Source organism: Empedobacter falsenii, assembly GCF_019308355.1.
Taxonomy (GTDB): Bacteria; Bacteroidota; Bacteroidia; order Flavobacteriales; family Weeksellaceae; genus Empedobacter; species Empedobacter falsenii_B.
Genome location: NZ_JAAGKM010000004.1, coordinates 1 through 14730 on the forward strand (window position 1 = coordinate 1; position 14730 = coordinate 14730).

At 31.5% G+C, this 14730-nt stretch carries 11 protein-coding genes and 1 pseudogene; 1 reads left to right on the forward strand and 11 read right to left on the reverse strand.

Going from position 1 to position 14730, the window contains the following annotated elements:
• Nucleotides 1-54 precede the first annotated feature (54 nt).
• The 6 genes and pseudogenes from G0Q09_RS02960 to G0Q09_RS02985 form a co-directional block, all read right to left on the reverse strand.
• Entirely contained in the window at nt 55-321 is a 267-nt protein-coding gene (locus tag G0Q09_RS02960; protein WP_219033924.1) for a transposase, read from the reverse strand.
• A 401-nt stretch (nt 322-722) separates the two neighbouring features.
• A pseudogene (gene bioA, locus G0Q09_RS02965) lies at nt 723-1995 on the reverse strand (adenosylmethionine--8-amino-7-oxononanoate transaminase).
• Nucleotides 1983-2978 carry a biotin synthase BioB gene (gene bioB / locus G0Q09_RS02970; RefSeq protein WP_125349502.1) on the reverse strand — a complete coding sequence of 332 codons (996 nt, stop codon included), beginning with the start codon at nt 2976-2978 and terminating at the stop codon, nt 1983-1985. Before bioB ends, bioA begins: the two are co-directional and overlap by 13 nt.
• Before the next feature lie 6 nt (nt 2979-2984).
• Entirely contained in the window at nt 2985-3608 is a 624-nt protein-coding gene (gene bioD, locus G0Q09_RS02975; RefSeq protein WP_125349501.1) for a dethiobiotin synthase, read from the reverse strand.
• Nucleotides 3601-4710 carry an aminotransferase class I/II-fold pyridoxal phosphate-dependent enzyme gene (locus G0Q09_RS02980; protein ID WP_125349500.1) on the reverse strand — a complete coding sequence of 370 codons (1110 nt, stop codon included), beginning with the start codon at nt 4708-4710 and terminating at the stop codon, nt 3601-3603. Before G0Q09_RS02980 ends, bioD begins: the two co-directional genes overlap by 8 nt.
• Nucleotides 4694-5311, reverse strand: coding sequence for a hypothetical protein (locus G0Q09_RS02985; protein WP_125349499.1), 618 nt, complete (start codon nt 5309-5311; stop codon nt 4694-4696). The genes G0Q09_RS02980 and G0Q09_RS02985 overlap by 17 nt, the downstream gene beginning before the upstream one ends.
• Before the next feature lie 255 nt (nt 5312-5566).
• Between G0Q09_RS02985 and G0Q09_RS02990 the strand changes: the two genes are divergently transcribed.
• The gene (locus tag G0Q09_RS02990) at nt 5567-7006 is read left to right on the forward strand and encodes an FAD-dependent oxidoreductase (RefSeq protein WP_219033925.1); all 1440 of its coding nucleotides are present in this window, start codon (nt 5567-5569) and stop codon (nt 7004-7006) included.
• Between the two features lie 91 nt (nt 7007-7097).
• Here the strand turns inward: G0Q09_RS02990 and G0Q09_RS02995 are convergent, their stop codons facing one another.
• The 5 genes from G0Q09_RS02995 to G0Q09_RS03015 all read right to left on the reverse strand — a co-directional run bounded on the left by G0Q09_RS02995 (nt 7098) and on the right by G0Q09_RS03015 (nt 14646).
• Nucleotides 7098-10205 carry an efflux RND transporter permease subunit gene (locus G0Q09_RS02995; RefSeq protein ID WP_219033926.1) on the reverse strand — a complete coding sequence of 1036 codons (3108 nt, stop codon included), beginning with the start codon at nt 10203-10205 and terminating at the stop codon, nt 7098-7100.
• A gap of 3 nt (nt 10206-10208) precedes the next feature.
• A complete protein-coding gene (locus G0Q09_RS03000; RefSeq protein WP_219033927.1) occupies nt 10209-11300 on the reverse strand; it encodes an efflux RND transporter periplasmic adaptor subunit in 1092 nt (363 codons plus the stop codon).
• 4 nt (nt 11301-11304) lie between these two features.
• A complete protein-coding gene (locus G0Q09_RS03005; protein WP_219033928.1) occupies nt 11305-12555 on the reverse strand; it encodes a TolC family protein in 1251 nt (416 codons plus the stop codon).
• A gap of 72 nt (nt 12556-12627) precedes the next feature.
• A complete protein-coding gene (locus G0Q09_RS03010; protein ID WP_257468039.1) occupies nt 12628-13965 on the reverse strand; it encodes a sensor histidine kinase in 1338 nt (445 codons plus the stop codon).
• Nucleotides 13966-13968: 3 nt separating this feature from the next.
• Nucleotides 13969-14646, reverse strand: a complete 678-nt coding sequence (locus G0Q09_RS03015; RefSeq protein WP_125349494.1) for a response regulator transcription factor — start codon at nt 14644-14646, stop codon at nt 13969-13971.
• Nucleotides 14647-14730: the final 84 nt, after the last annotated feature.

Consider the following 14730-nt stretch of genomic DNA (forward strand, 5'->3'; position numbering starts at 1 on the left):
TTAGTTGATGTTTTGCTTTTGAATACAACACCAATTCTCGTTTTTCACAAGGCGTTATAGCTTTTTTTCGATAACATCTTTTAAAACTACGTTTTCTAAAGTAAGCTCTGCTACAATTTTTTTATATCGGGACAATTGCTTCTCTAGTTCCTTTAATTGAGCTAATTGATGGGCTTCCATTCCGCCATATTTACTCTTCCATTTATAAAAAGTGGGTTGGCTTATTCCATGTTCACGACAAATTTCATTGACTGTTTTGCCTTGATTTTGTTTTGATAAGATCTTGACGATCTGAACTTCTGTAAAATTGCTTTGTTTCATAATTATCCCTAAGTTAATAAACTATATTTTTAAACGTTCCGGTTTTTAGGGAAGATTACACTTCATATTTCCTCAAAAAACTTTTTTTGACAAACTCATCATTATTTTTTTGACTTTCTTTATTAATTAAAAAACTCAATATAACAAGAGCAAAAACAGCAATAACACTTACAATAAGCGCTATAACATAAATGGATTTATTAGATAAATGGACTCGAAATCGAAAAGACAAACTATTTTTTTTGCAAAACTAAGGGAAGCTTTTTAATCAAAAAAATAAGAGAACATTTATCATAAAATGATAATTTTCAAATATTTGACAATATTATATAAACTAAAATCTCCCAAAAGGGAGATTTTTTTATCTTTTTAATCTTATAAGCGTCATTTAGAACTTAACATTAAAACAATTCGATTAAAGCTTGACGAATCGTATCATAAATATAATTTAGATCATCAGTCGAAATACAATAAGGAGGAACTAAATAAATAATATTCCCTAAAGGACGCAATAATATACCTTTCTCTAAAAAGTAAGGATATAGCTTTTCGTGTATATCACTAAAATAAGATGTTTCTTCATTTGTATTCCATTCCAACGCCAAAATAGTGCCGCATTGTCTTATCACTTTTACTTTAGGATGATCTTGAATAGACACAACAAAATGTTGATGTTGATGTACAATATTTGCTATTTGCTGTTGTATAGAAGTCTGTAATAACAAATCAAGACTTGCTAACGCAGCGGTACACGCTAATGGACTTGCCGTAAAAGAATGCCCGTGAAATAACGTCTTATTCAAATCATCAGCATAAAAGGCTTGGTAAATTCTATCTGTACAAGTTGTAACGCCCAAAGGCAAAGTACCACCTGTTAAACCTTTCGAAAAACACATAATATCTGGAACTTCTGTCAAATGATTTGCTGCAAATAATTTACCTGTACGACCAAATCCTACAAAAATCTCATCTTGAATCATTAAAATATGATATGCTCTACAGCAACTCATCAATTGATCTAAATATTCAGCCTCATGCATCAACATCCCCGAAGCTCCTTGAACCAAAGGTTCGTAAATAAAACACGCTACTTTAGTTGCAACTTCTTTTATTTGCGATTTAATCGCTTCTATATTTTCTGCATTCGGCGTATCAATAAATATAACATCAAAAAGCTTTTCACTAAAAGGTTCTGTCCAAATTCCTCTTCCACTTACAGACATCGCGCCAAAAGTATCACCATGATAGGCATTTTTGAACGCTAAAATCACAGGTCTATCTTCTTTTTTTATTGAAATGATATTGTAAACACATTTTTAATGCTACCTCAATCGCTGTTGATCCATTGTCGCTATAAAATGCTTTCTTTTGATTTTGAGGTAAAAGAGCCAACAAACGTTCAGACAATTCAATTGCAGGTCGATGCGTAAATCCTGCAAAAATAACATGTTCCAAAGTTGTTAGCTGTTCGTGCATTTTTTGTGCAATATACGGATGCGCATGTCCATGCAGCGTTACCCACCACGATGAAACAGCGTCAATATATTGTTTGTTATTTTCATCGTAAATATAACTTCCTTCTCCTCTTACAATTGGAATAATATTATTGGCTTTTTTCATCTGCGTATAAGGATGCCAATTCACCAACTGATCGCGTTCTTTTAATGTGTACATGTCTGAGTTGTTTCTTGTTTAACCATTGGTATTAAACCTAAATTTTCAAACATTTTCATATCCTCTGTTACCCCAGGATTAGGCGTTACCAGTAAGGTTTCACGCTCTCCTGTAAAAATCGAATTCGCTCCAGCCATAAAACACCAAGCTTGCTCAACTTCTGTCATTTCTATTCGACCAGCACTTAAACGCACAATCGAAGAAGGCATCACAATACGAGCTGTAGCAATCATACGAACCATATCCCAAATATCTACTTTCGGATTATTTTCTAAAGGTGTTCCTTTTACTCTTGCTAAAGCATTTACAGGTACAGATTCTGGATGTTTTGACATTGTTGCCAAAGTTAATAGCATAGAAATTCGATCTTGATGCGTTTCTCCTAAGCCAATAATTCCACCCGAACAAACTGTAATCCCAGCCTTTCGCACATTTTGTATCGTATTGATTCGATTATCAAATTTACGAGTAGAAATAATCTCATCGTAATAAGCTTCGGAAGTATCTAAATTATGATTATAAGCATGTAAACCTGCTTCTTGCAAACGAATTGCCTGCTCTTCTGTCAACATTCCTAATGTACAACATACTTCTAATCCCAATTCATTTACACCTTTAACCATTTGGATTATTCGATCAAAATCTCGATTATTTCGTACTTCTCGCCAAGCAGCTGCCATGCAAAAACGTGATGAGCCCGCTTCTTTTGCTTTCTTTGCATGTGCTAATACTGTTGCAGTTGGCAACAAAGCTTCTACTTTAATATCGGTATGATAACGCGCTGCTTGTCCGCAATATGAGCAATCTTCGGGACAACCACCTGTTTTTACAGATAACAAGGTGCATACTTGTACTTCTCTTGCATTGTGCCATTCTCGATGTTTTTTGGATGCGTGATATACTAAATCTAATAATGGTTGATGATAGATTTTTTCGATTTCTTCTTTCGTCCAATCATGGCGTGTTTCGTTTGATACTTTCATTGTATTTTAAATATTAAATTGATGCTTAATTGTTTCTGCTATATTTCTCACTTCGCTTGAATTTATTGAATTGAGTTTTGGTATAATGATGATAGAAATATCCGGAGACAAATGATTTTTTATAACACGAGAAGTGTCTTCATCAAACTCTCCATTAAACACAAAATATTCGATAGCGATATTTCTTAATTTCAGTATTTCAATCGTTAATAATGTATGATTAATACAACCCAAATAATTCGTTGCAACCATAACTACTGGAAGATTAAACTGCTGAATAAGATCAATCATAAAATCTTCTTCATTAATAGGAACAAATAATCCTCCTGCTCCTTCAACAATAAGAGAATTGGTTGTTTTGGGAAATTCAAAATCATTTAAATTGATTTCAATTGCTTCTTCCTTTGCAGATTGATGTGGCGAAGCGGCTTTTTGCAAACAATAACGTTCTTGATGAATTTTCAGTTCTGGAGAAGTTAACGATTTTACCAACAAACTATCTGATGAATCTAAATCTCCCGATTGTATTGGTTTCCAATAATCAGCTTGTAAAGCTTCAGTTAATATTGCTGAAACCATCGTTTTCCCAACTCCTGTTCCTATTCCTGTAACAAATAATTGTTTAGACATTTTCTTTTATCTTTTCTATTAATTGATTAATTTCTTCTTGTGTGTTAAAAGCATGCAAACAGATTCTTAAGCGCTCTCCTCCTTCTACTACTGTAGGTGGAAAAACTGCAAAAGTGTTTATTTCAACCTCTTCTAATTGATTTTGGATTTTGGTTAATTGACTCCTAGACTCAAACTTTAGAATTTGAATTGGACTATTTTTATTTGAAGAACTCGTTAAGCCACTATTTCTAAAATGTGAGATATTATATTGTAAACTTTCTTGAAGCGATTTATTTTCTTTGATAAACTGATAACCTTTTCGTAAACCTGTCACATGAAAATCAGCAATAGCTGTGGTGTAAATAAAAGGTGAAGCATAATTAATGAGATAATCAATCACTAACTGATTAGCTAAAATCGTGGCACCGCTCATTCCCATCGCTTTTCCATAAGTTACAACCGTTGCAAACACTTTGCATTGTAAACCGAATTGATGAACCAATCCGTAACCAAAAACACCAAAAGCATGAGCTTCATCTACCACTAATGCTGCATTGTATTTATTGGCTAATTCAACCAGTTCAATTAATGGAGCACAATCACCATCCATCGAATACAAACTTTCTACCGCGATAAAACAACGCTCTTTTACTCTTTGCAATAGTTTCTCTAAATGATCTAAATCGTTATGTTTAAACTTTGTTTTTTTTGCGTTGGATAATTTAATCCCGTCATGTACTGATCGATGTATATTTTCATCAACTAAAACAATATCATGTCGAGTTAAAAGTGCAGAAAAAAGTGCTAAATTGGCATTATATCCAGATGAAAAAAGTAATGCAGCTTCCACTTTATGTTCATTTGCTATTATCTGTTCCGTTTCTCTTAGGTAATTGGAATTCCCACTAATCAAACGTGCTCCAGTAGAACCATAAAGTAAAGATGGTTGTGCTATAAACTCATTTAAAATCTGCTGATGTAAGATTTCATTTTTAGCTAATCCCAAATAATCATTACTATAAAAATCAATTCCAGAAGAACGAACTTTTAATGTTCTTTTAATTCCTTTTTGTTCTCTTTCGAATAGAGATAATTGCAATGAATTAAAAAATTTCGACATTATTCAATTCATTTTCAATTGCAGAAATCCAATTCATAAATAACACTTCTTCTAGTTGTTTCACTTGATTTGCATAGATATTCCATTCACTATGAAATTCTTTTAATTGTGAAATCATTTCTTCAAGATGACCTTCTTCTTCAACAATAATAGATTTTACCATCACTTTTTGTTGATGCGCCGTCAAAATATCTTGATATATTGGATACAATTCATCTGCCCTCACTTCTATAGCGTAAGTCACAAACAAATAAGCTGCGTATTTTAAATCTTCCCCATCAAGATTAAATTCTTTCTTCAATAAACGACAAACCTGAATATCTAATTGATGTAAATAATACATTGTTGCTTTTGGTGCTAAAAGATAAATAGGCTCATAATTGACACAAGCATCTGGAATTAATTTTATAATTTGCTTTTTCAAATAATAAGCATGGCGATGTTCCTCAGCTGCATGTTTCAATTGGATAAGATTGACAAAAGTTTTGTGTTCACATGCCGAAATTTTTCTTGCTCCTGCATTTTCCATATACGAAAGTGTATTAAGCCACTTTACATGTAATTTTGGTTCTAAAACAATATGATTTAATAATTTTTTCAATTGATTTTATTTTTGACCAAAATTATAAGTCCAACGGATTGTATATACATTCCACTTTTATAATAAATGATAGTCCGGATATATTAAACCCATTCTAAAATCTCTGAAAAAGGTTGTAGAATCATCACTATAAAGAAGTTGAATAATGAAAACTATTATTACAGAAAAATTCATTATTCATGTATTAATTCTATCTTTTACGATTAGATTTTTCTAAATAGCTACTTTAATCTTATTTTTGCAAAAATTTTTAAATTGAGTACTCGAGAAAATTGGATAAGTTGCAAGAATTGTAATGGACTTGGAAAAAAAAGTCAAGGAGTTTCGAAAAGGAAACTATCGCGTTATGAATCAGCTGTTGCTCAATCTAAAAAGAATGAAAATTTTATTACTCCAAATAAACCAAAAAGTTCGATGCAGATCTGTACTGTCTGCTCAGGAACCGGTTTGACAACTACAAATGAACATCCATCACCCAACGAAAAAAAATATCCTCATATTGCAATTGTCGGAGCTGGAATTGGTGGAATTGCATTGGCATTAGCGTGTTTACATCGTCAAATTCCTTTTACACTTTTTGAACGTGATCGAGCTTTCAACGATCGTTCCCAAGGTTATGGACTAACGTTACAGCAAGCTAGTAAAGAATTAAAAAAATTTGGAATCCAAACTTTAGAGGAAGGAATCGTTTCTACATTGCATTTAGCACATACTATAGAAGGAAATGTGATTGGCGAATGGGGAATAAGAAAATTGCAAGATAAAGAAGCGATTGAAGCTAAAAACAAGAATAAACATACCAATATTCACATTGCGAGGCAATCTTTACGCTTAGCTTTTTTAAATCAATTAGGTGGCAATAATCAAGTTTTATGGAATCATCAATTAGTCGATTTTAAAGTTGATGATAAAATAGAATTAACATTTGATGTTGATGGAATTCAAAAACACTTTAAAGCTGATTTACTTGTTGGTGCTGATGGCATACGAAGTACAGTTCGTCGATTGATTATAAATGAGGAAAATACTCCATTACGTTATTTGGGGTGTATTGTTATTTTAGGTATTTGTAAACTGGATGCTTTAGCTAATTTAGAAAATCATTTGTTGGATGGAGCAACGGTATTTCAAACAGCAAATGGAACTGAACGAATGTATATGATGCCTTATGACAAAGATTCGGTTATGTGGCAATTTAGTTTTCCAATGTTAGAAAATGAAGCGATAGCTTTGAGTAAAAAAGGTTCAGAGGCTTTAAAAATAGAAGTTGCTAAAAGAACGCATTGGCACTCTCCTATTCCTGAAATTATTGCAGCTACAGAACCCAAACAAATCACTGGATACCCCGTTTATGATCGAGATTTATTAATGTCAAATTTACTAGAAAATGCTGGCTCTGTCACTTTAATTGGCGATGCAGCTCATCCTATGAGTCCTTTTAAAGGACAAGGTGCAAATCAAGCTTTATTAGATGCTTTATTGTTAGCACAAAAAATAACATCAGCTTATAATAATATTCAAAATAAACAGATTAATTTACGTGAAGAAGTTTTACAACAATATGAAAAAGAGATGATGGAACGAAGTAGCGTTAAAGTGAAAAAGTCAGCAGATGCCGCAAAATTTTTACATTCAGATATTGTACTTCAAGAAGGTAACGTAACGTTTGGTTCTAAGTGGTCTTCTACTTTATAATTAATTATTCTAGATTTACTCATTCATAATCAATAAAAAAGGAGTTTTTACCTTTTGATAAAAACTCCTTTATATAAAACAACTACACAAATTATTTCAGGAATTTCTGTTGATATTCTTTTCTATATGCATAATAAAATACAACTGGAAGAATTGTAAAGGATAAGATTAAACAAATAATTAATCCTCCTACAATCATAATTGCCAAAGGCTTTTGAATTTCTGATCCCATTCCGGTAGAAAGTGCTGCCGGTAATAATCCCATCGATCCCATAAGCGCAATCATCACAACAGGGCGTATTCTACTTTTAACACCATTGACTATTGCTTCTTTTAATTGCATTTTATGCTTTAAATTATCTCGAATAACACCAATTAGAACAATTCCATCAATCGTTGCTACTCCAAAAAGAATAATAAAACCTATTCCCGCAGATATACCAAAAATGGTTCCTGTTACCCAAAGCGAAATAAATCCTCCAATAAAAGCAAAAGGCAGTGTTAATGCAGCTATCGCTGTGTCTTTTACATTTCCGAAATTGGTATACAATAATAATAAAATCAAAACTAACGAAATCGGAACGACCATTGCTAATTGTTTTGCTGCACGCTCTTTACTTTCGAATTCACCAGCCCATTCCATGTAATTTTCTTTCGGTAATTTAACTTCTTTCGCCACTACTTTCTTCGCTTCATCGATTGTACTTCCTAAATCACGACCTTCTATACTGAATCCTACACCGATATATCGACTATTTCCTTCTCGATAAATAAAAGCAGGTCCTGTTTGATAACCAATTGTAGCTATTTCCTGCAAAGGAACATTGTTCCCGTTACTTGTCGGAATCAAAATATTTCCAATTTTCTCAGGAGTATCTCTATAAGCTTCTTGAAAACGAAGAATAACATCAAACTGTCGATCATTTTCATAAAACTTAGTAGCTGCTTGTCCACCAATTGTCATTTCAATTACTGCCTGAACATCCGCTGTACTAATACCATATTTCGCCATTTTTGAATCACTCAATTCTATTCTAAGTTCAGGTAATCCAATATTTTTGTAAACATTGATATCCGTTATTCCATTTACTTTTTCGATAGATGAAGCTACCTTATTTGCATATTTTTCTAAATCATACAAATCATCACCAAAAATCTTAATAACTAATGAACTTTTTACACCTGCTACATATTCTTCAACATTATCTTGAATGGGTTGCGAAAATCCAAATACAATTCCAGGATAATGATTCAGTTTATCTCGCATCTCTTGAATAATCTCTTCTTTTGAAACCTTGCGCTTCCAATCTTTTTCATCTTTTAATTGAACATTAAACTCAATATTAAAGAATCCTGTTGGATCTGTTCCATCATTTGGTCGACCTGTTTGTGTTAAAATAAAATCAATTTCATCACAATCTTTCTGCATCAACTCTTTCATCTCTTTTGTTAATCGAGTTGACTCTTGTAAATTGACACTATTTGGTAAAGTTGCACGAATGTAAATTGCTCCTTCATTCAATTTCGGAAGAAATTCTGATCCATAATGCGAGAATTTAAACAAACAAAGAGCTAAAATCCCTAAAAATATTCCTATTGTTGCTTTTTTATAACGAAATGCGGTTTCATATAATCCGAAAATAGTTTTCTGAAAAAATCGAGTAATAAAGTTTTCTTTCTCCTCCATATTTTTCTTAAAAAGCAACTTACACATTGCAGGAACATAAGTTAAGCTTAATATTAAAGATCCTAATAATGCGTATCCTAATGTAAATGCCAAAGGAGAGAACATTTTACCTTCCACTTTTTGAAATGAGAATATCGGTAATAAAGCAACAATAAGAATAAGTAAGGCAAAGAAAATATAAGAAGCTACACTTCCTGCGCTTTTCTTTATAACACCCATTTTACTCATTTTCGCGAAACGTTCTGCTCCTACTTTATGTTGCATTGTAGCTAAAGCAACAAAAACTGTTTCTACAATTACCAAAGTTCCTTCTAACAACAATCCAAAATCCAATGACCCCATTGAAATTAAATTCGCTGGTAATCCTTGTATTTTCAACATAATAATTGCGAACAAAAAAGAAAGCGGAATAACCGAAGCTACAATAAATGTTGATTTCCAATTATATAAAAAAACAAAAACAATTAATGAAACCAATAAAATACCTTCAATAATATTTTTAGAAACCGTATGTACTGTATTATCCACCAATTTTGTACGATCTACAACTGTTTCAATTTTTACATTATCTGGTAAAGTTCTTGTATTTAATTCTTCAATCTTTGCTTTCAGATTTCCAATGACTTCTGATGGATTTTCTCCTCGTAGCATAATAACGATACCTTGAACCATATCATCATTTTCATTATAACCAACTTGTCCCAATTTAGGTTTATTTGAAACAACAACATCTGCTACATTTTTGATAAGGATTGGCGTTGAACCATTTAGAGCAACAGTAATATTTCCTATATCCTCTATCTTATCTAACAAACCAACACCACGAACTACATAAGCTTGATCTCCTTGTTGAATAACATCTCCACCAACATTTATATTTGATTTAGAAACTGCTTCATAAACATCTAAAGGCGATAAATTATAATTCTTTAATTCTGTCGGATTGATTTTAATTTCATACGTTTTTTCTTCTCCACCAAAACTTACAACATCTGCAACTCCTGATACAGAAAGCAATTCACGTTCAATTACCCAATCCTGAATTGCTGTAACTTCCTTTATTGGTAAATCACTTTTTATTACATAACGAAAAATTTCTCCTGTAGCACCAGAAGGTGGTTCAATGTCTGCATCGGCTCCTTCTGGTAAATCAACTCCACTCAATTTATTAGACACATATTGTTGCGCATAAAAATCATCTACTCCATCTTCAAACTGAACCGTTACAACAGATAATCCGAAAAGAGAAATTGAACGAATATTAGATTTATGCGGAATACTATTCATTACTTTTGAAACTGGTAGAGTTACCAATTTTTCCATTTCTTCGGCGCTTCTTCCTGGCCATTGAGTTATAATACGAGCTCTAGTATTTGTTACATCTGGAAATGCTTCTATCGGTGTATGTTTCAAAGAAAATATACCTGCAAAGAGTAATGCAAATACAGCAAATAAAACAAAGGTTGTATTTCGTAACGAAAAAGTTACGACTGATTGTACTAACTTTTTCATTTATTATTTATTTAATTCCTCAAATATCATTAGAGCGTTTCGAGAAATAACTTTTTCATTTGGAGCAAACTTTTCGCTAACAAATGTGTATTCCTCATTTTGTCCTATTGTTGTAATCTTTCTAATTTCCATAGAACAATCATCTTTATAAACAACAACATATTCTTTATTATTTTCAAAAACTTTTGCTTTATTAGGAATCGCAAATGCATTTCCAACAATATTTTGTTTATCGATAATAATATCTGCACTCAAACCTGGCATCAAGTTCAAATCTTGATTTTCCAATACTACACGAGCTTTCAAAACATGTTCATTTTCATCAAACACATTGTATATTTTATCAATTTTTCCAACATAAATTCGATCAGGATACGCCATAGATTTCACTTTTACAGCATCTCCTTTTTTTACATATTGCAGATTATTGGCGTAAATATTTACCATTACCCAAACTTGTTTCAAATTAGAAATAGAAAATAAATTATCTTCTGAATCTGAAATAATAGATTGACCAACGCTCATGTTTTTCTGAACGATATAACCATTTTTAGGTGATAAAATCTGGAATTGACCATTGCCAACCGCACGATACATTCTCAAGGTTGCATTGATTTTATCAATTTCAATTTGCGTTGATTGTAATTCGTGTTCTGCCTCTGTAACTTCGGGTTGAGAAGCCATTCCATCATTCAACAATTCTTTTTTCGACTTGATTTGTTTTCGAATCAAATCCATTTGATTTTGATGATAACGCTTTTGTTGCACCAAATCCAGTACTTCGTTCGATTTTACAACTGCCAAAACTTGACCTTGACGCACATAATCGCCTAATTCAAAGTTCACTTTATCTACCACTCCTTGTAGCAAACTTTTAAAGCCAACTAAATCATTTTCGTTATATTCAATTTTTCCTGATAAGGTTAATTGTTCGTGAATTGGTTGCTGTAAAACTGGTACAATTTCGGTTGACTTTTTCAATTGCTCGTTCAAACAAAATTTGTCTTCTTTTACCGCTTCTTTCGGGGCTTCTTGCTTGTTACAACTACTTAAAACCAAAGTAAAAGCAGCTAAAAAATAAAAAGTTTTTTTCATCATTTTATAAATCTTGTCCAACGATATAATTTAATTCTTCAAAAGTGTTTTGATAATTCTCTAACAAATCAAAATAAGCTTGTTGAGATTCTCGATAAGCTTGTATGAAATCTATAAACTCTAGTAAAGTAATTTGTTTGTTTTGTAAATGTTTTTTATAATTTTCAATCATTGTCAATTGATCTTGATTATTCATTTTCTTCCATTGAATAATCGCTTTATCTAATTGATTGATTTGATTGTGAATTCGGTCAATTGTATTATTCAATTCAAAATCAATTGCATTTTTTGTAATCTGTTGTTGACTAACTACAATTTCAGAAGCTTTGATATTTCCTTTATTCGTATTAAAAATCGGTAAATCAATGCTTACTCCAACACCAACAAAATCGCGCATAATACCTCCACCTCGATCATAAATTACTTGAAAAGCCAAATCTGGTGTACGTTGTGCTTTTTCTAAAATCAATTGTTTTTCAGCTAAATTGATTTCATTCTCTTGTTTTTTTAACGCTATATTTTGCTCTTTCGCTAATTGTTTAGCATTAAATGGAATTGATTTGGAGTGAGAATTGAATCTTGAAAAATCGATTTCATTTACATTTAAATCTGAATTTTGCGTTAACAATCGAAGTTTATTGATGTATTCAATTTCTTGATTTTCTAACTCAATTTGATCTTTTTGTAAACCAATTAATTCGGTTTGAAGTCTGTAAAAATCTGCTTTTGGAACATTTTTTAAATCTGCTTGTCGCTGATATTGCGTCATCATTTGTTCAAACAAATCAACGCTATTTTGCAATTCTTTCTTTTCAGATTGAATACGCGCCAACGAAAAATATGTTTGTCTTAATTCCTTTTTCAGCTCACGCAACAATTCCTCATACTCAAAAAGTGCCGAATTCTTCTCTAATTCTTTAATCGCAACACGCTTTTTTCGTTTACCAGCGGTTTCAATTAATTGCTCTAATTCGACAGAAATTTGTTGATTTTTCCCGTATTTACCGAATAAATAAGGCTGTTCTTCTACATTATAAGTTTTCCAAAGATTAACCTCAGAAATACTCAACGTTGGATTTTGCCATAATTTCTCCTGAATAATTTCAGCATCAATTCTGTCTACATTGAATTTATTCGCAATAAGCGCGTAATTTTTTTGTAAAAACGCAGCTTCTAGATTGTCCAACGTTATGTTTTGCGCCTGTGTTTGTATCGCAAGAACAATTGGAATTGCTGTATAATAGATCTTCTTCACTTCTACTCTTTTTGAAAATTCAAAAGTAAAAGTGTAAGATTAAGGCGAGTTTTAAGTTAGATTAAAAGTAGATTAGAAAATGAGTTTAACAATCGTTCCTTTAGGTTTATTTGGAACAATTTCGATATCAATTTGATGAAGTGTAAAAATAATATTCGCCATCGAAAGTCCAATACCTTTTCCTTGAAAATCTTGCGTGTTTTTTCCTCGAAAAAAGTTTTGTTTAATTTGTTTGATATCGGTTTCTAAAATACCAATTCCCAAATCGGAAATATGAATTTGTAAACGGTGATTGATTTCCAAAAACTGTACTAAAATCGGTTGATTGTTCGAATATTTTATCGCGTTACTTACTAAATTATTCAACGCAACTTCTAATAATTTTTCGTTTCCTTGAATGGTTAACAATTGATTATTTTCGACTTGTAAATCCACATTTATACGTGCTTGATGATACAAAATAGCATTTTCAATCACTTGCCAAACTACCTCATCAATTCGAATTTGACTAAATTCAAAACTCGTTTTTGCAGCCGAAAGCAACATCATTTGATCTAACGTTTCTTGCAAATCATTCGTATATTGTTTTAATTGCACAATCACACTTTCGTATTCTTCTAGCGTTCTTTTTTTATGATTAGTTACCTCTAAAGTCCCTAATAATGCTGTAATTGGAGTTCGTAATTCGTGTGAAACATAATCGATAAAATTCTTTTGTACATTAAAAGTTTGCGCCATTCGATCAATAAAATGATTGTAGGTTTTGATTAAATCTTCAATCTCCGCATACGACTTATTGAGCTTTAAAGGTTCAGTAAAATTCTTTGCATCACGCTCTTTTATTTGCTCAATAATTTTTGTAATCGGTTCATAAGCAATTACTCCTAAAAAATTAGAAAATAGATAAATAAAAATAAACCCAACCAATGAAACCGAAATCAAAATTTGAAGTAACGATTGCATTTGTTCGTTAAATTCTTGTTTAGATTCACGCGTGATTACAACAAAATCACCTTCATTATCACGATAAAAAATTCCGTTATAAAAGAAATCTTTACTTGTAAAAAAATCTGATTTATTGGCACGAATATTTTCTATAAAATTGGTTGAAATATCTTTATTAGACGACATATTTCCATTGTATTTTTTGTTGTTATGATCAACAATTAAAATATTTTTTCGGGAAATCGTCTTCTCTAATTGATTTTTGATATTATTATGTTCTAAAACAGGTAATTCGTCCTTTTCTAAATAATAAATAGAAGCCAAAAGTGTCTTATTCTGCAATGATTTGATCTCTTTTTTCTCCATTTCGGTATAAAAAGAAAAATAAATAATTGTAGAAACAATCAAAATAATGATACTAAAAATAATGACTGAATAAAGCGCTAATCGATGTTTTAACTTCATAATTTAAGCTTTAAACATATAACCAACGCCTTTTACTGTATGAATATATTTCATACCATTTTTCTCTATTTTGTTGCGCAAATACGAAATGTAAACATCCACAACATTGGTGTGATTATCGAATGTTATTCCCCAAACAGCATTTAAAATTTGGATACGAGTAACGGTTTTATCTATATTTTCGATTAAATAATTCAACAACTTAAATTCACGAGGAGAAAGCTCTGTTTCTTCTTGATTGACAAAAACTTTGTATTGATCCAAATCGATTTCTAAGTCATCAAAAATCAATTTATTTTCAGGGATTTCTTGTGAACGAAACTGATTACGACGCGTTAAAGCTTTGATTCGCGATAATAATTCGTCGAAATGAAATGGTTTTGTAATGTAATCATCTGCACCATAGTCCAAAGCCGAAACTTTATCTTGAACTGTATTTAATGCACTTAACATCAAAATTGGAGTGAATATTTTTTTGTAACGAAGTGTTTGTACAAGCTGAATTCCATCCATTTTTGGTAACATAATGTCACAAATAATCAAATCAAACTGAATCGTAAGAAATTCATCTAAAACAGTTTCCGCATCTTTACAAAGCGTAACCAAATGTCCATTTTCTTCTAATCCTTTGATTAAAAAATCGCTAATTCGCTTATCATCTTCGATTACTAAAATTTGCATATACTTTCCATTTTTCCAAAATTAATGAAATTGATCAAGATGAGATGAATATAGCAAATTTTCTAATTGGATTTTAATTTAAAA